The following is a 20764-nucleotide window of genomic DNA, read 5'->3' on the forward strand; positions in this document are numbered from 1 at the left end:
TGCCTTTAGGGAAAGATTAAACCAAGTCATAGAGATCACGGATGATCGTATATTCTTTAGGGATACTGGCTGTGAGCCAGTTGCCAAGCTTACGTTGGGCGCTTTTGCTATTTGCATGCTTGCCCCTTGTCTATTTTCCTCGTTTCCGGCGCTTGTTTATTGCGCTTGCATTGGGTGTTGCCGCTGCATCTATTTATGGGATTTGGCAATTGCATCATCAATTGCCTGATGCGTATGACCGCTCGTTGATTGAAGTTACAGGTCGCGTTATAGGCTTGCCTAAAACGACTGATCAAGAGGCTCGTTTTTTTCTTCAGTTAACGGACGTACAGCATTTTTCGTCGGATCCCCATCAACGTTTAAGGCGTCTTAGTCTCGTTGACTATCGCCCCGAAACACACTACAGCGCGGGTGAAACGGTGACCCTGAGTGTGAGTCTTCGTGCTCCACGGTCTTTAAAAAATCCTTATGCTGCTGATCTTGAGGCATATTATCTTTATTCAGGTATTGATGCGCGTGGAGTTGTGCAGTCTTTTATGCGCAGCGAAAGCCAAGCTTTTACCTTGTCAGCAATACGTGAAGCGTTAAAACGAACAATTTATCAGCAGATTCAAGACGAAGTGTCCGCTAAGTTATTGGTGGCGGTTGTGCTCGGTGATAGAAGCGATTTGCGGCCAGAGGATTGGTTGGTTTTGCAGCGAACAGGAACGGCTCATTTGCTGGTTGTGAGTGGGTTGCACATCGGTGTTGTTGCCGCATTGGGTTTGTTAATCGGGCGGATGTTAACGTCTGTGTTTATTCTAATCCAGAGTCCTTCATCGTTAACTCGGGTTCTTCCTTTATTATTCGCGTTTTTATTGGCGATAACCTATGCCTGTTTAGCAGGTTTGAGCTTACCTGTTCAGCGCGCTTTAATCATGGTGTGCGTGTTTTTGATCGGTGAGTTTCGATTTTTACAGTTGAGTGCGTGGCAGCGGTTAAAATGGGCCTTAGTCATTATCATCACGTTGCAGCCGTTGGCGGTGATACAAGCCGGTGCCTGGCTGTCGTTTGTTGCCGTTGCTTTATTGCTGTGGGTTTCGGACAGTTGGAAGTCGTCAGGGACGTCCAAGCTGGTTATGTTGGCCCGTGTACAGGGGTATATATTTATCGGAATGCTGCCTTTGGTGGCTGTTTTTTTTCAGCAAATCAGTCTTATTGCGCCCATTGTCAATTTTGTCGCTGTTCCCATTTTTTCTTTGTTTATTATGCTGTTGCCTTTTTTGATCGTCTTGCAAAGTGTTGAAGTTCCGTTTGTATCGGATTCTGTCCAGCTGTTTTTGAGTGGGTTTTGGTGGTGTTTAGACTTGGCTTCGAGTGTTGATTTTGCGACAGTGATCCTTCCTGTGGCGACGGAAGGGGTTATCGCGTTGGCGGTCGCGGCAGTCGGATTGTGTCTGCTGCCTATGCCAGTGGTGTGGAAGCTGCCTTTGGTCATGATGGCTATAGTGCTGTTCTTTCCTGATCCTAAGCGACCCGAGCAGGGTGAGTTTCGAGCCGTTGTATTTGATGTAGGGCAGGGGTTGTCTGTTCTGGTGCAAACCCATTCTCATCAACTTTTGTTTGACACAGGCCCGGGGTTTTTTAGTGGAGGTAGTGCGTGGTCGTATACGGTGTCTCCTTGGTTTAAGGCAAATACCATCGATCATTTACAGCATTTGGTTATTAGTCATAACGATCTTGATCATTCAGGTGCGCTTGAGGATCTCTTTACCGATTTGAACGTGTCGATCAAAGAGTCAGGCAGTCCATATTTGCAGGCTCAGGGATTTGATTCGTGTCATTCGCGTCGCTCTTGGTCATACGATGGTGTTGATTTTCGTTACTTAACGCGTGAGCCTAATGATGAGTGGAGTGAAAATGATCGTTCCTGTGTGCTAGAAGTGAGAACGCAACATTGCTCTTTATTATTGACAGGTGATGTGTCCAAGCGAGTTGAATATGATTTGGTGCGTCGTTCTGAAGTTGCACCCGTCACATGGTTGGTTGCGGGTCATCATGGCAGTGATACCTCCTCTTCCGATGTGTTTATTGAGCGAACGCAGCCACGCGCTGTTATTTATACAGCGGGTTTTAATAATCGCTATGGACATCCGGCACCGGCCGTCCGATCACGTTTTCAACGTGTTTCAATACAAGAGTTGAATACGGCTTGGAGTGGAGCATTGCATTTATACTCTGAGCGTGGAGAATGTCACCAAGATTCCGAGCGTCAGCGTAAAAGACGTTATTGGACAAGGCATTGAGTGACTACTTTCGTACTCGGTGGTGTGGTAAAGTTAGACCCTTTAAAGGGAGGTTTAGGCAGTGTTTGAACTGATACGATCTGGCGGCTGGTTGATGGTTCCGATCATCTTGTGCTCAGTTGCTGCAATGGCAATATGTTTTGAGCGCTTATGGTTTTTAAAGCGAAGCCGAGTCTTGCCGGCGGGGCTACTTTCCGAAACGCTGGAGCTGATTCGCAGTGGTGAGATGACACCCGAGCATCTTAGGGTGATTAAAGCGAGCAGTCCATTAGGCACTATCATCGTTGCAGGCATCAATAATTCTCGAAGCGGTCGTGTGATCATGAAGGAAAGTATTGAAGAGGCAGCGGGTCATGTTGTCCATGACTTAGAGCGCTTTTTAACCAGTTTAGGTACCATTGCCGCGATTACCCCTTTATTGGGGTTGTTGGGTACGGTTGTTGGAATGATCAAGGTTTTCACCGAAATCATGATTCTGGGCACAGGAAATGCCAGTGTACTGGCCGGCGGGATTTCAGAAGCTTGATTACGACGGCGGCAGGTTTATCGATTGCCATCCCGGCACTTGTGATGCATCGTTATTTTCAGCGTAGAGTGAATACACTCGTTTTAACCATGGAGCAAGAAGCGGTTAAATTGGTTGAAGTTATTCATGGTGAACGTGAGGTCAACTATGAGTAAAGAGATGCGTGTATGAAATTTCCTCGGCAAGTGCAGGAAGAGGTAAATATTAACTTAACACCTCTGATCGATGTGGTATTTTTACTGCTTATCTTTTTTATGATTACCACGACCTTTACCCGCGAATCGCAATTGACCGTTGAACTGCCTGAGGCTGCTTCAGCCGTGCAATCGAATACTGAAGAAGTGGAGCGCATAGATGTGGTGATTACGGCTGAGGGGTTGTACAGCGTCAATGGGCAGCACCTCGTCAATACTCAAGCGCTTACATTGCGTCGTGCAATCACTGAGTTGGTTCAGGATCAGCGCAACATGCCCTTTGTGATTACAGCCGATGCTAAAACGCCGCATCAGCCGTCGTAACAGCGATGGATGTGGCTGGGCAGTTAGGATTTTCGCGTTTGAGCATAGCGACACAGGAAGGCGGTCAGGTAGAGTTTTAATGAGTGGAGTGCTTGAGCGTGCTTGGTATAAGAGTGCTAAGTGGTTAGTCCTTTTCCGGCCCTTATCGCTTTTTTACACCGCGATGGTGACGCGACGCAGGGCGCAATGGTTGTCAGGGGGGCGTGCTGTGTATCAAGCCCCCGTGCCTGTCGTCGTTGTTGGTAATATTAGTGTGGGGGGGACAGGTAAAACCCCCGTTGTTTTGGCTTTGATTAAATTGCTTCGTGCTCAAGGCTACTCTCCAGGAGTTGTCAGTCGTGGTTACGGTGGGCGTGCGTTAGCATATCCGCTACGGGTGACGCCCTCGACTCCGCCTGATCAGTCAGGCGATGAGCCTTTACTGATTACCTCTTTGTCAAATGTGCCTCTGGTTGTTGATCCGGATCGACCTCGGGGTGTTCGGGCCTTGTTAGAGCATGCTGCGTGCGATGTCGTAATTAGTGATGATGGTTTGCAACACTATGCTTTGGGACGTGATATTGAAATCGCGGTGGTGGATGCGGCGCGGGGGTTAGCGAACGGTCGCTGCTTACCCGAAGGCCCTCTTCGAGAGCCTCCAGAGCGTCTCGAAACAGTGGACTTTGTGCTTTTAAATGGTGAGTTATCCTCGCCTGCTTGGCACAAGGCGCATCACTTCATTTTAGAGCCACGCTATGCCGTCTGTTTATCGGATGCTCAAGTGCTGAATCTGGCTGATGCCTTGATTAATTTGCAATCAAGTCAAGTGCATGCTGTTGCTGGAATTGGCAATCCACAGCGTTTTTTTAACACGTTGAAAGCGCTTGGTTTGGACGTTATACCACATGTTTTTCCAGATCATCATGCGTTTTCTGCGCAAGATTTCGAGTTTGGTGACGATTATCCAATAATCATGACCGAAAAAGATGCCATAAAATGTAAAGGATTTTCGTTACAGAATGCGTGGGCCTTGGGTGTTGAGGCCTGTTTTAGTGAACAATTTTTGAAGCATTTTCTGTCTCGCCTGGACAGTGTGCAAAGTGAGGTAAAACATAATGGATCATAAACTGTTGGATATTCTGGTCTGTCCAGTGTCTAAGGCACCTTTGGTTTGGAATAAAGAAACGCAGGAGTTACTGTGTTATGCCAGTGGTATGGCTTATCCTATACGTGATGACATACCTGTGCTGCTTGAAAGCGAAGCGCGTACCTTGACTGCAGAAGAACGTCTTAAAGAGAAGTAAAAACCATGGCATTTACCGTCGTAATTCCGGCGCGTTTTGCGTCGACCCGTTTTCCAGGTAAGCCGCTTGTGGATGTGCTGGGCAAACCTATGGTTCAACACGTATACGAGCGTGCCCTTGAGAGCGAAGCTAAGCGTATTATCATAGCCACTGATCATGAACAAATTGCTGAGGTTGCAGCGGGTTTTGGTGCAGAGGTCTGTATGACGTCAGCGTCTCATCAATCTGGGACAGATCGCTTGCAAGAGGTGGTGAGCACTTTAGGTTTTGATGACTCTGAAGTGGTGGTGAATGTGCAAGGTGATGAGCCTCTGATACCCCCAAGAATTATTAACCAAGTCGCCAAAAACCTGATCGAGCATGCCGATGCAGGTATTGCGACCTTGTCGGAGACGATACATTCGGTTGATAGTTTGATCAATCCAAATGTTGTCAAGGTGGTTTGTGATGAGGCAGGTAGAGCGCTGTACTTCAGTCGTGCAGCCATGCCTTGGCCACGTGATGCCTTTATGCAGGGTGTCACGGCCTCGATGCCTTCTGGTTATGCTTGGCAGCGCCATATTGGCCTCTATGCTTACCGAGTGAGTTTGTTGAATGATTTTGTGACCTGGCCTGTTGCGGCCATTGAGACAACCGAATCGCTTGAGCAGCTCCGAGCGCTTTGGAAAGGCGTGCGCATTCAAGTCGCAATTGCTGAGGAAGCGCCGCTACAGGAGTCGATACCCCTGATGATTTGCAGCGTGTAATTGAAATCTTGCAGGCAAAGAGTCGCACTTGATGGTGGATTGGCTACAGAATGCCTCTTTGACGGCATCGAACACCTTTGGCTTTGAAGTGGTGGCAGAAAGATATGCTGAAGTCTCTGATGCGGCCCAAATCCCCTCGTTATTGGCAATCATAGAACAGCAGAACTGGCCGCTGCTTATTTTAGGGGGTGGCAGTAATTTAGTGTTATCTTCTAAGTTGCCTGGCTGTGTATTGCGAATTGCGCTGCGTGGATACGATGTGCTAGAGGATCACGTAGATCATGTCATTATTAGGGTTGCTGCAGGAGAGGAGTGGCACCAATGTGTCACTCACTGTTTGCAAAACGGATGGTATGGTCTTGAGAACCTGGCGCTGATTCCGGGAAGTGTCGGAGCGGCACCCGTTCAGAATATAGGTGCTTACGGTGTTGAGTTGAAAGACGTTGTGTCTAAGGTTGATGTGTATGACCGCAGGGCTAAGCAGTTCGACTCTTTATCAGTGGAGCAATGCCACTTCGGTTATCGTGACAGTGTTTTTAAGTCCATTCATCCTGATCGCTATCTGATCACGCATGTGTGCTTTAAATTGTCAAAAGTCCCTCGTGTGAGTGTGGCGTATGCGGCTTTAGAGAGTGCTTGTAGGCATTTATATCCAAATGCAGCGTCCTATTCCCCTCGGCAGGTCTTTGATGCCGTTTGTTATGTTCGTCGTTCTAAATTGCCTGATCCTAGCAAGCTTGGTAATGCGGGTAGTTTTTTTAAAAACCCCGTTGTTTCCTCAGATGTCTTTTTTGAGTTGAAGGAAGCCTATCCAGAGTTGGTTGCTTATCCGGATGTGCAGGGCTACAAGCTGGCGGCTGGATGGATGATTGATTATCTGGGCTGGAAAGGTCGTCGTATAGAAAGTGTCGGGGTGCACAAGGATCAGGCTTTGGTACTTGTCAATCATGGAGGAGGCTCTCGAGAAAGCATCGAGTCTTTGTCCGCACAAATTCAAACTGATGTTATGAAGTGTTTTCGTGTGTTTCTTGAAGTGGAGCCACGATTCTATCCGTAAAGTGTGATTGTTTTTCTAATGTCGCTGTCATCCATCAAATGCGTCCCTAAGCAATAAAAAACCCGCCAAAGTTGCCTTTGGCGGGTTTTTTGTACAGGGTCTGTTATTCTTGGTTTTCTTGAATATCCAGAGATTGCTGTGACGCAAGTTGCGCAAGGCGTCGTTTCTCGCGTGGGTCGTTAGGTGCCCTACGAGTGCGTTTTGCTTTGACGGGTGCGTTTGTGTCGGTTTCTGCCGTAGTGACAGCCGCTTCGGTGCCTTTTGCTTCGGTCTCATCCTGTCCATTGGAGAAGGGCAGTTCGGATTGATGCCTTGGTGCTTGAGGCGGAGTTGGCTCTACAGGTTCGGCCTGAACCACCTGTTCCGCTGCTGCATCAGGGCGATGTGAAACATCTAAAGAGACCTCTTCTGTTGGCAAGATATCGACAGATGTTGGCACTTCATTCGTTGTGATTGCGGACTCGGTAGCCGTTTCTGTATCCCCGGCGCCCAGTGCCGAATCAGGTTCTTTTTCAGTCTCTGTCGGTGCCTGCTTAGTAAGCGATACTTCCGATAGAGCCGGTGCATCTTGAGGCTGCTCGGTAGTCGCTACTTCGGATGTCACTGTTGCAGAGGTGTTGGTATCTGCAGCGGTGTTGGTATCTGCAGCGGTGTTGGTATCTGCAGAGGTGCTGGACTCTGTGACGGCTGATGCATCACGTGTGTCGGTGGCCTCAATGCTGTGAGTGATTGATGGGGTGTTCACCTCAAGCTCAACAGATTTAACGTCTTCAGTTGCTGCCGTTAAAGAAGAGGCTTCAGCCTCAGGCATTGTCTCTACCGCTTCTACTTGCTGAGTGTTTTGCACCTGCTGAGGCGAGCTCTCGTCGATGGTATCTAAAGCGACGGTTGGTTCAGGTATTGATGTCTCGCTGATGGCGGCAGCAACTGGCGTTACAGAGGTCTCAGTGTTGCTTTCGCTAACCTGTCGAGTAGGTCGCTTATGACCAGGTGCTTTTTCGACTTTTGCGGGAGGAGTCGCTTCAGATGAATTTTCGTCGCTGGCTGTAAGTTCAGTTTCATTTGCAACGATTGTCGCTGAGGAGTTTGTGGGAGCCGCACCGCTACGCAAGGCTTCGCGTTCATTGCCACGACGACGACGGCCACGGCTTTTAGGTGCGGCATTGTCATCAGTCTGTTCAACAGAGCGAGGCGTCTCAGGTTCTTGTTGAGTGATCGGTGTTTCCACTTCACTACTGGCATTGTCTGTTTTGCCATCGTTGCGGCGGCGCTCATTGCGGCGGCGACGACGTGAGCGACCGTTTTCATTTTGTGCTTCGTCTTTCGCGTTCTTTTCACCAATTGGCGGTAAGCTTTTCTCGGTATCGACGGTGATGATTTCGTCTTCGCGAGGGTCGCGTTTGCGCTCTTCTTGATTGCGACGATTGTTTCGGCGCTTATCTTGGCCTCCGGTTGCGTTGCGGTTAGACGAGCCGCGTTGCTCTGAAGAGCGCTCTTGGCGAGGGTTGACGGGCGGCTTAAGCGTTTGCTTTTCAGCAACGGGTTTCGCTTGAGGCTCAGCCGCAGCAGGAGCAGGGCTGGAAAACAACGAGCGAAGCCCAGTCACTATGTTACTGAGCAGTGACCGCGGTTCTTGAGCGCTGGCAGTGGACGGTTTTGTGGATGGCTTGGTTGCAACAGGTGCAGATGCCTCTACAGTCGTCGTTGCGGTTTCCGGTGCGCTTTGGCGCTCAGGAAGAGGCAGGCTTTTGATTGCGGCTTCTTCACGCTTTACTGACTTTATTGGTGCTGTCGTGTGCTCATGTACAGGCGCTTCGGCCTTGATTTCGTAGCTCACGCCCTCGGATGTTGCGACGGTATGGTCATCACGCAAGCGAACCACTTCATAATGAGGTGTTTCCATGTTCGGGTTGGGAATGATGACAACGCGAACATTGTGTCTTAGCTCGATGTCGTGAACTTCGGCACGCTTTTCATTCGATAGGAACGTGGCGATGCTAACCGGTAAAATTGCTCGAATTTGAGCGGTGCGATCTTTGCCAGACTCTTCTTCGATTTGACGCATGATAGCCAATGCCAAAGAACCTGTATCACGGATGACGCCAGTTCCTTTGCAGCGTGGGCAGACATTTCCGCGTGTTTCGCTTAAGGATGGGCGCAGACGTTGTCTTGACATTTCAAGAAGACCAAAGCGCGAAATTCGTCCCATTTGAACGCGTGCGCGATCCACTTTCAGCGCGTCTCTTAAGCGGTTTTCGACTTCACGTTGGTTTTTAATGGGCGTCATGTCAATGAAGTCAATGACAATCAGTCCACCAATATCACGTAATCTGAGTTGTCGGGCGATTTCATCGGCTGCTTCGAGGTTGGTGTTGAGTGCCGTTTCCTCAATATCTCCGCCGCGAGTAGCGCGGGCAGAGTTGATGTCGATTGAGACGAGTGCTTCTGTTGGGTCAATAACAATTGATCCACCTGAAGGTAGTTGAACTTCGCGCTCAAAGGCTGTTTCGATTTGGCTCTCAATCTGAAAACGACTGAAAAGCGGTGTTTGCTCTTTATACAGACGAATTCTAGATTCATAGCTTGGAATAACATGCTTGACGAACTGAAGTGCTTGCTGATACACCTCGGGATGGTCGATTAAGACTTCCCCAATGTCCGCTCTGAGGTAATCACGAATAGCGCGAATGACAACGCCGCTCTCTTGGTGAACCAAGAAGGGAGCTGGGCGATTATTAAAGGCAAGAATGGCATCCCAAACAGTGGTTAGAAAGTCCAGGTCCCATTGAAGTTCTTCGCTGCTGCGCCCAATACCAGCGGTGCGGATAATCACGCCCATGTTATCTGGGATATTGACGCCCGACAGTGCTTCTTTAAGTTGGGTTCTGTCATCGCCTTCAATGCGGCGAGAAATACCGCCTGCGCGCGGATTGTTTGGCATTAGGACCAAATATCGACCTGCAAGGCTGATAAAGGTGGTAAGGGCTGCGCCCTTGTTGCCACGTTCTTCTTTGTCAACTTGAACAATGACTTCGGTGCCTTCTCGGATCACTTCACGAATATTGGGGCGTTGGCCACGTTCCGGTGATTTGACAAAGTATTCGCGAGAAATTTCTTTCAGGGGAAGGAAGCCGTGTCGTTCAGCACCATAGTCAACGAAAGCCGCTTCTAAGCTGGGTTCAACGCGTGTGATGCGGCCTTTATAAATATTGGCTTTTTTTTGTTCGCGGCTGTCTGATTCCATATCGAGATCAAACAGACGCTGTCCATCGACAAGCGCAACACGCACTTCTTCAGGCTGTGTTGCATTAATTAGCATTCTTTTCATGTTGTTATGCGTTCTCTAAAACGCAACGTATTCCACCACGTATCGCTATAACGATTCGTGCTTGTAAAAGTCCAGTCTTTGCGATCGGCTGTCGCTACCGGCGATGCAGCCGTAGGGCAGAAGGGTCTATTCTGCCAGATTAATCGGCGGTGAAGGAAACGTTGACCAATGTGATTATTCTCAATGGCTTGTGTCTACAACCGCTAAGTTGTAGGTTCTGGGTCAACGTGCATCTTCACCTCCAACCGGACCTTCGCTGAGGCAAAGGTGGTGAAAGCGTTACTTAAAATTCGGGTTAATTTAACTATTTGTATTCATTCAGTTGCTGCGTGTCTGTGTGTGACAATTGTGATTCAAGGTCTGTAAAATCCTGAGCTATTGTTTTTGATTTGAAAATAGCTAAAGCCAACAGCGAGCAGCAACGCTACAATATAGCAGTAAAGCGATAGTGCATCAATCAGGTAGATAGAATCCCAGCATGACAGAATCCCATGAAAAAAACCGTCCTACCGTTCGTTTTGTAGTTATTGAGCCAGATCGCGAAGGACAGCGCATCGATAATTTTCTTAGAACCGAGCTTAAGGGAGTGCCAAAAACGCTGTTGTATCGAATTTTGCGTAAAGGTGAAATTCGAGTAAATAAAAAGCGCGTTAAAGCCGACTATAAGTTGTGCGCAGGGGATGAAGTTCGTATTCCACCCGTGAGAGTGGCCGAGCAAGGTGAGTCCATTCCTGTTGGTGTGAGTCTTTCAAATCATTTGGCGGACGCTGTTTTGTACGAAACGGATGCTTTAATTGTTATAAACAAACCATCAGGTCTTGCAGTTCATGGTGGCAGTGGAATCAATAATGGTTTGATTGAGGCGTTGCGGCAGCTGCGCCCAGAGGCGCGTTTTTTAGAATTGGTTCATCGGTTAGATAGAGATACATCCGGTTGTATCATGGTGGCTAAAAAACGCAGCATGTTGCGTTACTTACATGAAGCTCTACGAGAAAAGCGCGTGCGTAAGATCTATCACGCCTTGGTGTGTGGGCGTTGGCCAAATCGTAAGCAGCGAGTCAATGCGCCACTACTGAGAGATGAATTAAAGTCTGGAGAACGGATGGTAAGGGTGGATGCTAGCGGTAAGGAGTCCATTACAGATTTTCGTGTTTTAAGGCGCTTTAGTGATTTTTGCACCCTGGTTGAAGCGAGTCCCTTAACAGGCAGGACCCACCAAATTCGCGTGCATTCTCAGTTTATAGGCCATCCAATTGTGGGCGATGTAAAGTATGGAACAGACGCAGATAATGCCCGAATGAAATCGAAAGGTCTGCGTCGCTTAATGCTACACGCCGCTGAGTTGAGTTTGACATTGCCTGATGGCACAACCTTAAATGTCAAGGCGGATTACGACTCTGAGATGCAGACGGCGCTGCAGGTGTTGGCATTAGAGTCAGTTGATTCTTGAAGGTTAATGTGTCGATTTAAGTGAAAGTATGTATTTAACAATTAAAACTAAGATGATGATTCTGATAGGATCCTTGGTTGCAGTCGTACTCCTGCTGCAAGGAATCTATTTGAATTTAAACAAAGCAGAGTTGATTAGTGATCAGATAGGATTACGAGCCTTGAATTTGGCAAAAGCGGTTGCTGTGATCCCTGAGTTGATCGATGCCTTTGATCTTGAAGATCCTGCAATTGTTATCCAGCCATTGGCGGAGTCCTTGCGTCAGGCAACGGGGGCTGAATATGTTGTTGTGGGTAATCGAGATGAGATACGTTACTCCCATCCCATTCCTGAGCGATTGGGGCAGCGGATGGTGGGGGGGGATAATTACGCCGCATTAGTTGAGGGTGAGTCCTATGTTTCTCGTGCAACGGGCACCTTGGGTGAAGCGATGCGTGGTAAAGTGCCTATTGTTGATGCAAATGGCGATATCATTGGCGTTGTTTCCGTCGGCTTCATGCTTGATAAGGTCGCTAGCGATGTTGATCGTATGCTGTATTTGGGTTGGTTATTTATTGCGTTATCCTTATTAGTTGGGTTTGCAGGAGCGGTTTGGATAGCCAATCATGTCAAAAAGCTTATTTTAGGATTAGAGCCTCACGAAATTGCTCGATTGGTTCATGAAAAGGAGGCAATCCTGCAGTCAATCCATGAAGGGGTAGTCGCAATCAATCGCGAAGGTCGAATTACGGTTTTGAATCAATCAGCAAAACGTACCTTGGGCGTAGAAGGGGAGCAGCCATGTCAAGGGATGCCCGTCGAAGAGTTAGTGCCGAATTCACGTTTATTGGATGTGCTGGTCAGCGGCGAACGTCAGTTTGATCGTGAGCTTTGGATTGGCGATGTCCCAGTAGTTGTAAACCGTGTTCCAATCTTAAATCCTGCTGGCGAGGTTGATGGCGCTGTTTCGACATTTAGAAGCCAAAAAGAGTTGCTTGACGTCTACAGAGCTTTAAAAGAGGCAAGTGCTGATGTTGATCAATTGCGAGAGCAGGCCCATGAGTTTTCCAATAAGCTCTATACAATATCGGGCTTGTTGCAGCTCAATCGTCCTGAAGAAGCCTTGGCACTCATCCATCAAGAAAGTTTGGTGACTCAAAACCAAGTGGCTTTTTTAGTAAGGCATTTAAGCGATCCTGTCATCAGTGCAATGCTGCTTGGAAAAATGATGCGTGCTCGGCACATGGGAATACAGTTTGAAATTGAAGAAAGCAGTTCTATTTCAATGAACTTATCCTTTGAGGGTCAAGATATCTTATTAAAAATAATAAGTAACTTGCTTGATAATGCCTTTGATGCCTCGACACTCTTACCGCCCGTGCTGCCCCAGGTTCGCTTGTTCTTTACGGACTTAGGAGCTCAATTGTTGATTGAAGTTGAAGACAATGGACCGGGTTTGCCTGCAGATCAGTTTGAGTTGATAACGCGACGGGGGTACTCGACTAAAGAGGGACGGCACCGGGGTATAGGTTTGGCGCTAGTCAGGCGCTTAGCTGAAGCAAAAGGTGGTAATATCTATTTAGAAGAATCTGAGTTAGGCGGCGCATGTTTCGTCGTCAGCATTGATAAATCACTCATTAGCCAAAAAGATAATAATCTATGAATGATCGTTCATATAACGTACTAATCATTGAAGATGATTTTAGGGTCGCCGAAATCAACCGTCACTTTATTGAGCAATCCCCTGATTTTGAAGTGATTAAAACCTGTCATTTAGGCAAGGACGCACTTGAATTCTTAAAAAGCCATTCGGATCAAGTCGACCTCGTGCTCTTGGATGCCTATATTCCCGATGTGCTTGGCTTAGAGCTTCTATGGGAGATGCGCAAAGAATACCGCTTGATCGATATTGTCATGATTACAGCTGCAAAGGAAGTGGAAACCATTCAGGAGGCATTAAAGGGTGGGGTGTTTGATTACTTGATCAAGCCAATTGAACAAGCCCGAATGCAGCAAATGCTATCACGCTTTCGGCAGGAACGCGTGCTGCTAAAAGATAAGACTGAATTAAGTCAAGATGAATTGGATCGACAATTAAATCGGAAAATGCGACCCGAAGCATCAATAGATCTGCAAGATAAGCTTCCTAAGGGAATCGATCGTTTGACCTTAGAAAAAGTGTTTAAAGCCTTGCAGGGGGCTACCGAGGCGCAAACGGCAACGGGTTTATCAACCCAGACGGGGGTCAGTCGGTCCACTGCACGCCGATATTTAGAATTTTTGGTTACAGATGGAAAAGTTATCGCTGAGCTTGATTATGGTGAAGTGGGGCGTCCTGAGCGACGTTATCGATTGCTTTAGTGTTCGTGAACAAAATGAACAAAATGACGCTAATGAACATATTTGTATTTATGATCACAAAGTTGTTGAAATAGAAATCTCCGACTAAATTAAGGATGACGTGTTAAATAATGATAAGAAATACTTTGGAGATTCTACATGAATGCTATGTTAAAGCGTCCGATGAAAACCCTGATGGCTGTTGGTGTATCCTTAGGCCTTGCGGTTGGTTTTTCTGCTACGGTTTCTGCAAGTGACTGGAAGCCTACGAAAGCAGTTGAATACATCGCACCAGCGAATCCAGGTGGTGGTTGGGATACTTTGGTTCGTACCACTGCGAATGTGATCCGTGCTGAAGGGTTATCTGATCAAAACTTCGCAGCGATTAACGTCCCAGGTGGCGGTGGCGCAATTGCGTGGGCACAAATCGCGCGTGACAGCAAAAATGACCATAAGCTGTTCGCAACCAGTCCTCCAATCATTCTTGTTCCTTTATCTGGAACGTCTCGTTTCAACCACAAGGATTTTACACCAATCGCACGTTTGATTACCGATTATTCAATCGTTTTAGTGCGTGCTGACTCTCCATACCAAACCGTAAATGACCTGTTCAATGCAATCAAAAACAACTCTCGACTCAGTGTTGGTGGTGGTTCTGCTGCAGGCTCCATGGATCATATTTCCATTGCAGGTGCTGCATCCGTTGCAGGCTTGAAAGCGAGTGATGTCAACTACATTGCCTTCTCCGGTGGTGGTGAAGCCATGACTAACTTGCTAGGTGGACATGTTGAAGCCGTTATTACGGGGGCGGGTGAATCTCTCGGCCAGTTAGAAGGTAACCAATTGCGTGCCCTGGCGGTGTCGTCTCCTGAGCGTATTCAGGGTGCGTTGTCCTCTGTACCGACCTACCAAGAGCAGGGTATTGATTACACCTTCGATATTTGGAGAGGGGTCATGGGGCCTAAAGATATGTCACCTGCGGCTGTCACCTATTATCAAGACTTGTTCGCTAAAATGATGGAAACCGATTCTTGGACTGAAGCAACCACTCGTTTAGGTTGGTTGGATGCGTATCAGAACAGTGAAGAGTTTGGGGCGTTTCTTGACGAGCAGTTAGAGCAGTTCAGTGCTGTCTTAGGTGAGTTAGGCCTTTTACGTCAGTAAACCTATCAGTCATCATTACCGATACAGGGTGACCTGTATCGGTTACGTTCTTTTGCTCGGGTGATCCTATGACTCAACTAAATCCAAACCGCATCATTGCGATATTCCTCTTTTTAATGTCGATTGGCTATTTATGGATGGCTTTTCAGATACCGACGTTTCCAATACCTAGGCCGGTTGACTCAGATGCATTTCCAAAGCTACTAGGGTGCGTCATGATGCTGTTATCTGTGTTCTTGTTCTTTGAAAAGCCAGCCGTGTCTGCAAATCAACAAGAAGAGCCAGAGCAAGTTCTCAGCTTTACGAAGCGCCCAGCGGTACAAGTTGCGGGCACCGCAGTAGCGGTTGTGATCTATGCTTTCACAATTGAGCCCTTAGGCTTTTTACTCTCATCAATATTGTTGGGGTTTGGTTTGGCTTTTTGGTATGGGTATCGTAAGCATACCGTTAATCTAGCCACGATGGCGACGATTGTTCTGTCGCTGTATCTACTGTTAAACAAGGTGATGGGTATTCATTTGCCGCAGGGTATTTTGCCACTGTAAGCCAATGCCTGTTGTATGACTTTAATTCAGGTGGACATCTTTCATCATGGAATCACTTAACGATCTTATCTATGGGTTTGGCATTGCGCTGGATCCAATGAATCTTATGTATGTGTTTGTCGGCGTATTTGCCGGAACACTTATTGGTATGTTGCCAGGTTTGGGGCCCATCAGTGCATTGGCTTTGATGATTCCGATTACCTTTAATATGTCGCCTGCCAGCGGTCTTATTTTAATGTCGGGCGTCTATTATGGAGCGATCTTTGGCGGCTCCACATCATCCATTCTATTAAATGCGCCCGGTGTTGCGGGGACTGTTGCCACCTCATTTGATGGCTATCCAATGGCAAAGCAGGGCCTGGCAGGTAAGGCGCTGGCTATTGCTGCTTATGCCTCGTTTGTGGGCGGTACAATTTCTGTTGTTGGGTTAATGTTAATTGCGCCATTACTGTCGAAAGTTGCGGTCAGTTTTGGCCCAGCAGAATACTTTGCGCTAATGGTTTTGGGATTAACGGCGGTTGTCAGTCTGTCAGACAAGTCGTTAGTGAAAGGACTGATCGCAGCGGTTGTGGGTATCATGATTTCAATCATGGGCATGGATTTGCAAACCGGGACTGAACGCTACACATTTGATAGTATTCACATGCTTGAAGGGATTGATTTTCTAGTCGTGGCCTTGGGAATTTTCGCCCTTGCAGAGGTGTTTTATATGCTTCTTAAGGGCTCTAATAAACCACAAGAGCGCAATGTGATTGGTTCTCTAAAGTTATCTAAAAGTGAAGTTAAAGAAATTGCAGCCCCCATTGGTCGTAGCTCTATTTTAGGATTCTTTACGGGTGTTCTGCCTGGTGCGGGTGCAACCATTGGCTCTTTCCTTGGCTACAGCATGGAAAAGCGTTTGGCAAAAGACGGTGATACCTTCGGTAAAGGGAATATTAAAGGTGTTGCGGCGCCAGAAGCTGCAAATAATGCCGCGTGTGGTGGTTCATTCGTACCTTTATTGACACTAGGTGTGCCCGGCTCAGGCACAACCGCTGTTCTTTTAGGTGCTTTGTTGGTCATGGGTGTAACACCCGGTCCTATGATGCTTGAACAGAGACCAGACGTGTTCTGGGGCGTTATTGCCAGTATGTATATTGGTAATATTTTCCTACTGGTGCTAAACCTACCCTTGATTCCTTACATTGCGCGTATATTGGATGCGCCAAGACCCTTGCTTTTAGCCTTGATCCTAATCTTCTGTATGATAGGTGTGTATGGCATTAGCTTTAGTACATTTGACTTGCTAATGCTGCTATTGTTCGGTTTGATAGGTTTGGTCATGAGACTCTATGGTTTTCCGGCAGCGCCACTAATTCTAGGCTTGATTTTGGGTGCTTTAATGGAGGAGTCAATGCGCCGTGCCTTGCAAATTTCAGGTGGTGAGTGGTCAATTTTTATCGATAAGCCTATTTCACTGACTTTGCTTGCGATTGCGTTGTTTTCATTAACGGCACCTATGATTAAAACGGCAATTAAGCGTGCTCGCTCTGCATAACTGATCCAACTCAATAGAAGAACCTTTCTCTTGGCGTTATAATAACGCCATATAGAGAAAGGTTTTTTTATGACTATGAAATCCGCTTTAGACGAAATTAATCAGTTCTTACCTTGTGAAACCCCCGATGCTTGGATTGAAGAGGCCGCTAAGCCAGAAAACCTGGCCTTGCTTTTGACCGATCACGCCCACTGTGAGAAAAAAGCCGCTTCAACTGCCATGACGCTAATGTTTCGTTACGTTGATCGCCCTGATTTGCTGAACAAAATGTCACGTCTTGCTCGTGAAGAGTTAATTCACTTCGAACAAGTTTTGGCGATCATGCATGAGCGAGGCTTTGAATACGGTCACATGACACCTGCTCGTTACGCTGCAGGTTTAAGGCAATATGTTAGAACGTCAGAGCCGGGTCGATTAATTGACGTGTTGATTATTGGTGCTTTTATTGAAGCAAGGTCATGCGAGCGGTTTGCCAAATTGGCACCTTATTTAGATGAGCCTTTGGCAAAGTTTTATCGCTCTTTGCTAAAATCTGAGGCGCGCCATTATCAAGACTATCTATTCTTGGCGGAAAGCTATGCAGGTGAGCCAATTGATGAGCGAGTGGCTTTTTTTGCGCAGGCTGAAAAAGAATTGATAGAGGCGCCTGACGAGGAGTTCCGTTTTCATAGTGGACCTCTAATTCGCCAAGACGCCGCTTAACTTAAGCCGATACCGGAAATTCAAAGCGGATGAGTTGTAGTTGTTGCTCATCCGCTTGTAAATACCATCCTGCTTGATCCCAGTCTCCTAGCACCCAGCGTTCTCCTTGGCCATCTTTAACTTGGTTTGGGTGGTGTGCAGGCCGGTGGGTGTGGCCATGAATGAGATGATCGACGTCAGCGCTAACAAACGTTTCTCTAACGGTCTCTGGACTAACATCCATGATTGAGTAAGCCTTTTCAGCGCCTCGACTTTGGCTTTCGGCCCTAAGTGATTTTGCAATTGCAATCCGTTCCTGCAAAGGCTTGCTTAGAAACGCATGTTGCCAACTTGGATCTCTAACCACAGACCGGAACTGCTGGTACTCGGTGTCTTCAGTGCACAGTTGATCGCCATGCATGAGTAAAGCCATTTGACCATTGGCAAGCTGAAGGGGATATGACTCAGGCAATAAGTGGATATTGGCTTGGTCTAACCATTGTGTTTGCACCAAGAAATCTCTATTGCCATGTTGGAAAAAAATGGCGATATTTTGGTGCTCTTGTAACGCTTGAAGCGCAGCGATCAATTTCTCGGCCCCCGGGAGGGGGGCGTCATCGCCAATCCAATATTCAAAAATATCGCCCAGCAAATATAACTCAGTTGCATCTTGCGCTACTTTGTCAAGAAACCACAGTAGCCCTTCAAAGATATCTGGGCGCTCAGGTTGTAAATGCAGATCTGATATAAAAAGCTGTTTCTTTGGCATTAAGACTTTTCAATCACAACGGCTTTGGTGATGATGACATCTTCAGTCGGTACATCTTGGTGTCCTGCTTTAGATGCGGTTTTAACTTTCTTGATTTTATTAACCACTTCCATTCCATCAACGACTTTGCCAAATACTGCATAACCCCAGCCTTCCATTGTTTTAGCGCTGTGATCTAAGAAGGTGTTATCCGAAACGTTGATAAAAAACTGAGCAGATGCAGAATGCGGATCCATAGTACGCGCCATGGCTAAGGTTCCCGTTTTATTGGATAAACCGTTATCGGCTTCATTTTCAATGGATTCGCGTGTTTTTTTAGAAATCATGCCAGGCTCAAAACCACCACCCTGAATCATAAAATTATCAATAACACGGTGAAAAATGACACCATCATAAAAGCCTTCTTTAACATACTGCTCAAAGTTTGCTGCCGTTTTTGGCGCTTTTTCGTGGTTCAGCTCAATGGTGATATCGCCATGGTTTGTATGCAGTAAGATCATGTTCGTATTCCTGATGGGTTATTAGAATCTATAATTATACCTAAGTCGTGGATATCTGCATTATTTTGATGGCTGTTGTGTCCGAATCCAATTTAATGCAGAGCGTCCAGCATGTTGTCCTGTAGCAAAACATGCCGTTAACAGGTAACCGCCTGTTGGCGCTTCCCAGTCGAGCATTTCACCTGCACAGAAAAAGCCGGGACATCTAGACAACATAAAATCCTCATTCACGTCTGAAAGTTTGACTCCACCGCTGTGCTGATGGCTTCATCTATGGGGCGAGGAGTGGTTAACTGAATAGGGTAATGCTTTAGACAAGCTGTGATTTCTTGCGCATTTCGCATGGCTTCCGTACTTAAACGGTCTCTCAGTAGATCGATAAAGACGGGTTTCAGCCCTAAGCGCTTGAGGTGGCTATTGATGGATCGAGAGCCTTGAGGTTTGTTCATATCTTTTAGTAGATCTTTGAATGGGCGGTCTGGCATGAGGTCTAAATAAAGGTCAGCGACGCCCTTAGCAATAATTTTTTCGCGCAGAGGCGAGGAGGCCGCATAAATTAAGCTGCCCTCAAGTCCATATTTAGCAATCAGCAGTTCACCTTTACGTTGCCACTTAATACCCTTGTTATCTTCAAATGTCAGAGTCACACCCTTGAGTGGAGTGCCAGAGTGGCGGTCTTGAAGAATAGAGCTCCACTTGCATTCAAAGCCGCAGTTGCTGGGTTTAAAGGGGGCGATTTCAATCTGTTTGTCTTTTAGCAACTCAACCCACTGGCCATCTGAGCCCAGCTTGCGCCAACTGCCGCCACCTGTCGCTAGAATGACAGCGTTTGCAGAAACATGTTGAGTACCCTGTGGGGTTTCGAAGCGAAGCGCCTGCTTTGTGTCATCCCATCCAACCCAGCGATGACGTGTGTGAAACTCCACCCCTTGATGCTTTAGACGCTCTATCCATCTTCGCAGAAGGGGGGCTGCTTTCATCTCGCTTGGAAATACCCGTCCAGATGAGCCCACAAACGTTTCAATACCAAGACCATGACACCAATTAACCAGATCATTCGGAGTGAATGCATTTAACGCGGTTTGAAGATTCGGTTGAGCTTCTGCATAACGCTTGCAGAATTGCTCAAAGGGTTCCGAGTGGGTGATGTTGAGGCCACCGCGACCTGCCATCAGAAACTTTCTTCCAACCGTTGGCATGGACTCATAGAGACTCACTTTCAAGCCCTGAGTTGCCAGCGTTTCCGCTGCCATAAGTCCAGCAGGGCCGCCGCCTATAACAACGGCTGTAACAAACGCACTCTCTGTCACTTTTGTATCCATATAAATTAACTGATAATTTAAGAGCGCTGTCATCGCAATACTCGCTTAATGGCGCCTCTATTGAATGAGATTAAAACACAAATTTGCTCGATAATGAGTATGAAAATCCCAAAAAACGCTCACGTTGGGTTGACCTTCCAACGCATTAATTGTTTTAATGTCCGTTTTACAACAAGGAAGTCGTCGTTGCTTCATGGATGAGCACTCTCTTTTTTGCTGAGCCTAATCGCTGCCAGCCCCGCTTTTCCATGAGCATCAGTCCTGCTAAACAGTAGGTTACATTGATGTATTCACAAAAAAACCGCTTACTCGCCATCGATACACCTCTCGGTGAAGACGCTTTTTTATTGACTCGAATAGAAGGCGAAGAGGCGATGTCGAGCCTCTTTTCATTCGAAATCGAACTCTACTCCGAACGCGCATCGGTGAAGGCCGCCGACATTGTCGGCCAAAATGTCACGCTTAAAATCATGCAGACCGATGAGGAGGGGCTAAAAACGGATGCCTACACCTTTATCAATGCTCATGTTCGACGCTTTCGGGAAGAGGGTCAGCAACTCCAACATCTGCGCAGTTATCGTGCAGATGTGGTGCCTTGGCTCTGGTTTTTAACGCAAACCAGTGACTCAAAAATATTCCAAAATAAAGACATACGTCAGATTGCCAGTGAGGTCTTTGCGGACAATGGCTTTAATGATGTTGAGTTTCGCTTATTCGGCCAACACCCAGTACGA

General features: G+C 47.1%; 19 protein-coding genes and 1 pseudogene. 15 read left to right on the forward strand and 5 right to left on the reverse strand.

The genetic code is table 11. The annotated features are described in order from the left end of the window. Positions 1–41: 41 nt before the first annotated feature. The 7 genes and pseudogenes from D791_RS09140 to murB all read left to right on the forward strand — a co-directional run bounded on the left by D791_RS09140 (position 42) and on the right by murB (position 6415). On the forward strand, positions 42–2285 hold the full coding sequence (locus D791_RS09140; protein WP_036510569.1) for a DNA internalization-related competence protein ComEC/Rec2: 2244 nt from the start codon (positions 42–44) through the stop codon (positions 2283–2285). Positions 2286–2346: 61 nt separating this feature from the next. Beyond that, positions 2347–2966, forward strand: a pseudogene (locus tag D791_RS09145) (MotA/TolQ/ExbB proton channel family protein). A 12-nt stretch (positions 2967–2978) separates the two neighbouring features. Further along, the gene (locus D791_RS09150; protein ID WP_337588620.1) at positions 2979–3329 is read left to right on the forward strand and encodes an ExbD/TolR family protein; all 351 of its coding nucleotides are present in this window, start codon (positions 2979–2981) and stop codon (positions 3327–3329) included. 79 nt (positions 3330–3408) lie between these two features. Then, positions 3409–4434 (forward strand): tetraacyldisaccharide 4'-kinase, encoded by a 1026-nt coding sequence (lpxK, locus tag D791_RS09155; RefSeq protein ID WP_036510572.1) that lies wholly within the window; start codon positions 3409–3411, stop codon positions 4432–4434. Continuing rightward, positions 4424–4612, forward strand: coding sequence for a Trm112 family protein (locus D791_RS09160; RefSeq protein ID WP_036510575.1), 189 nt, complete (start codon positions 4424–4426; stop codon positions 4610–4612). Before lpxK ends, D791_RS09160 begins: the two co-directional genes overlap by 11 nt. Positions 4613–4617: 5 nt before the next feature. Then, complete coding sequence (gene kdsB / locus D791_RS09165) at positions 4618–5358, forward strand: 3-deoxy-manno-octulosonate cytidylyltransferase (RefSeq protein WP_337588621.1); 741 nt, start codon at positions 4618–4620, stop codon at positions 5356–5358. 31 nt (positions 5359–5389) lie between these two features. Continuing rightward, positions 5390–6415, forward strand: a complete 1026-nt coding sequence (gene murB / locus D791_RS09170) for a UDP-N-acetylmuramate dehydrogenase (RefSeq protein WP_036510577.1) — start codon at positions 5390–5392, stop codon at positions 6413–6415. Positions 6416–6518: 103 nt separating this feature from the next. On the opposite strand, the gene rne is transcribed toward murB, so the two are convergent. Beyond that, on the reverse strand, positions 6519–9743 hold the full coding sequence (gene rne / locus D791_RS09175) for a ribonuclease E (RefSeq protein ID WP_036510580.1): 3225 nt from the start codon (positions 9741–9743) through the stop codon (positions 6519–6521). A 478-nt stretch (positions 9744–10221) separates the two neighbouring features. Between rne and rluC the strand changes: the two genes are divergently transcribed. The 7 genes from rluC to D791_RS09210 all read left to right on the forward strand — a co-directional run bounded on the left by rluC (position 10222) and on the right by D791_RS09210 (position 17460). Then, positions 10222–11193: a 23S rRNA pseudouridine(955/2504/2580) synthase RluC gene (gene rluC / locus D791_RS09180; protein WP_036510583.1), complete on the forward strand. Its 972-nt coding sequence runs from the start codon at positions 10222–10224 to the stop codon at positions 11191–11193. 28 nt (positions 11194–11221) lie between these two features. Further along, positions 11222–12835: an ATP-binding protein gene (locus tag D791_RS09185; protein ID WP_036510586.1), complete on the forward strand. Its 1614-nt coding sequence runs from the start codon at positions 11222–11224 to the stop codon at positions 12833–12835. Next, complete coding sequence (locus tag D791_RS09190) at positions 12832–13533, forward strand: response regulator (protein ID WP_036510589.1); 702 nt, start codon at positions 12832–12834, stop codon at positions 13531–13533. Before D791_RS09185 ends, D791_RS09190 begins: the two co-directional genes overlap by 4 nt. Positions 13534–13680: 147 nt before the next feature. Continuing rightward, positions 13681–14676, forward strand: coding sequence for a Bug family tripartite tricarboxylate transporter substrate binding protein (locus tag D791_RS09195; protein WP_036510659.1), 996 nt, complete (start codon positions 13681–13683; stop codon positions 14674–14676). 68 nt (positions 14677–14744) lie between these two features. Further along, positions 14745–15221, forward strand: a complete 477-nt coding sequence (locus D791_RS09200) for a tripartite tricarboxylate transporter TctB family protein (RefSeq protein WP_036510592.1) — start codon at positions 14745–14747, stop codon at positions 15219–15221. A gap of 46 nt (positions 15222–15267) precedes the next feature. After that, positions 15268–16758, forward strand: coding sequence for a tripartite tricarboxylate transporter permease (locus tag D791_RS09205; protein ID WP_036510596.1), 1491 nt, complete (start codon positions 15268–15270; stop codon positions 16756–16758). 75 nt (positions 16759–16833) lie between these two features. Then, positions 16834–17460: a MiaE family protein gene (locus D791_RS09210; RefSeq protein ID WP_036510661.1), complete on the forward strand. Its 627-nt coding sequence runs from the start codon at positions 16834–16836 to the stop codon at positions 17458–17460. A gap of 1 nt (position 17461) precedes the next feature. On the opposite strand, the gene D791_RS09215 is transcribed toward D791_RS09210, so the two are convergent. From D791_RS09215 to D791_RS09225, 4 genes are read right to left on the reverse strand one after another with little or no spacing between them, the layout of a single operon-like run. After that, positions 17462–18208, reverse strand: a complete 747-nt coding sequence (locus D791_RS09215; RefSeq protein ID WP_036510599.1) for a UDP-2,3-diacylglucosamine diphosphatase — start codon at positions 18206–18208, stop codon at positions 17462–17464. Continuing rightward, positions 18208–18708, reverse strand: a complete 501-nt coding sequence (locus tag D791_RS09220; RefSeq protein WP_036510602.1) for a peptidylprolyl isomerase — start codon at positions 18706–18708, stop codon at positions 18208–18210. Before D791_RS09220 ends, D791_RS09215 begins: the two co-directional genes overlap by 1 nt. Before the next feature lie 60 nt (positions 18709–18768). Continuing rightward, positions 18769–18924 (reverse strand): NAD(P)/FAD-dependent oxidoreductase, encoded by a 156-nt coding sequence (locus D791_RS20345; protein ID WP_202806843.1) that lies wholly within the window; start codon positions 18922–18924, stop codon positions 18769–18771. An 11-nt stretch (positions 18925–18935) separates the two neighbouring features. Further along, a complete protein-coding gene (locus tag D791_RS09225; protein ID WP_202806844.1) occupies positions 18936–20063 on the reverse strand; it encodes a BaiN/RdsA family NAD(P)/FAD-dependent oxidoreductase in 1128 nt (375 codons plus the stop codon). A 251-nt stretch (positions 20064–20314) separates the two neighbouring features. Here D791_RS09225 and D791_RS09230 point away from each other — a divergent pair. Continuing rightward, a partial coding sequence (locus tag D791_RS09230; protein WP_036510605.1) for a contractile injection system protein, VgrG/Pvc8 family occupies positions 20315–20764 on the forward strand: 450 nt, incomplete at its 3' end.

The sequence above is a fragment of the Nitrincola nitratireducens genome (assembly GCF_000585235.1).
Lineage (GTDB): Bacteria > Pseudomonadota > Gammaproteobacteria > Pseudomonadales > Balneatricaceae > Nitrincola > Nitrincola alkalisediminis.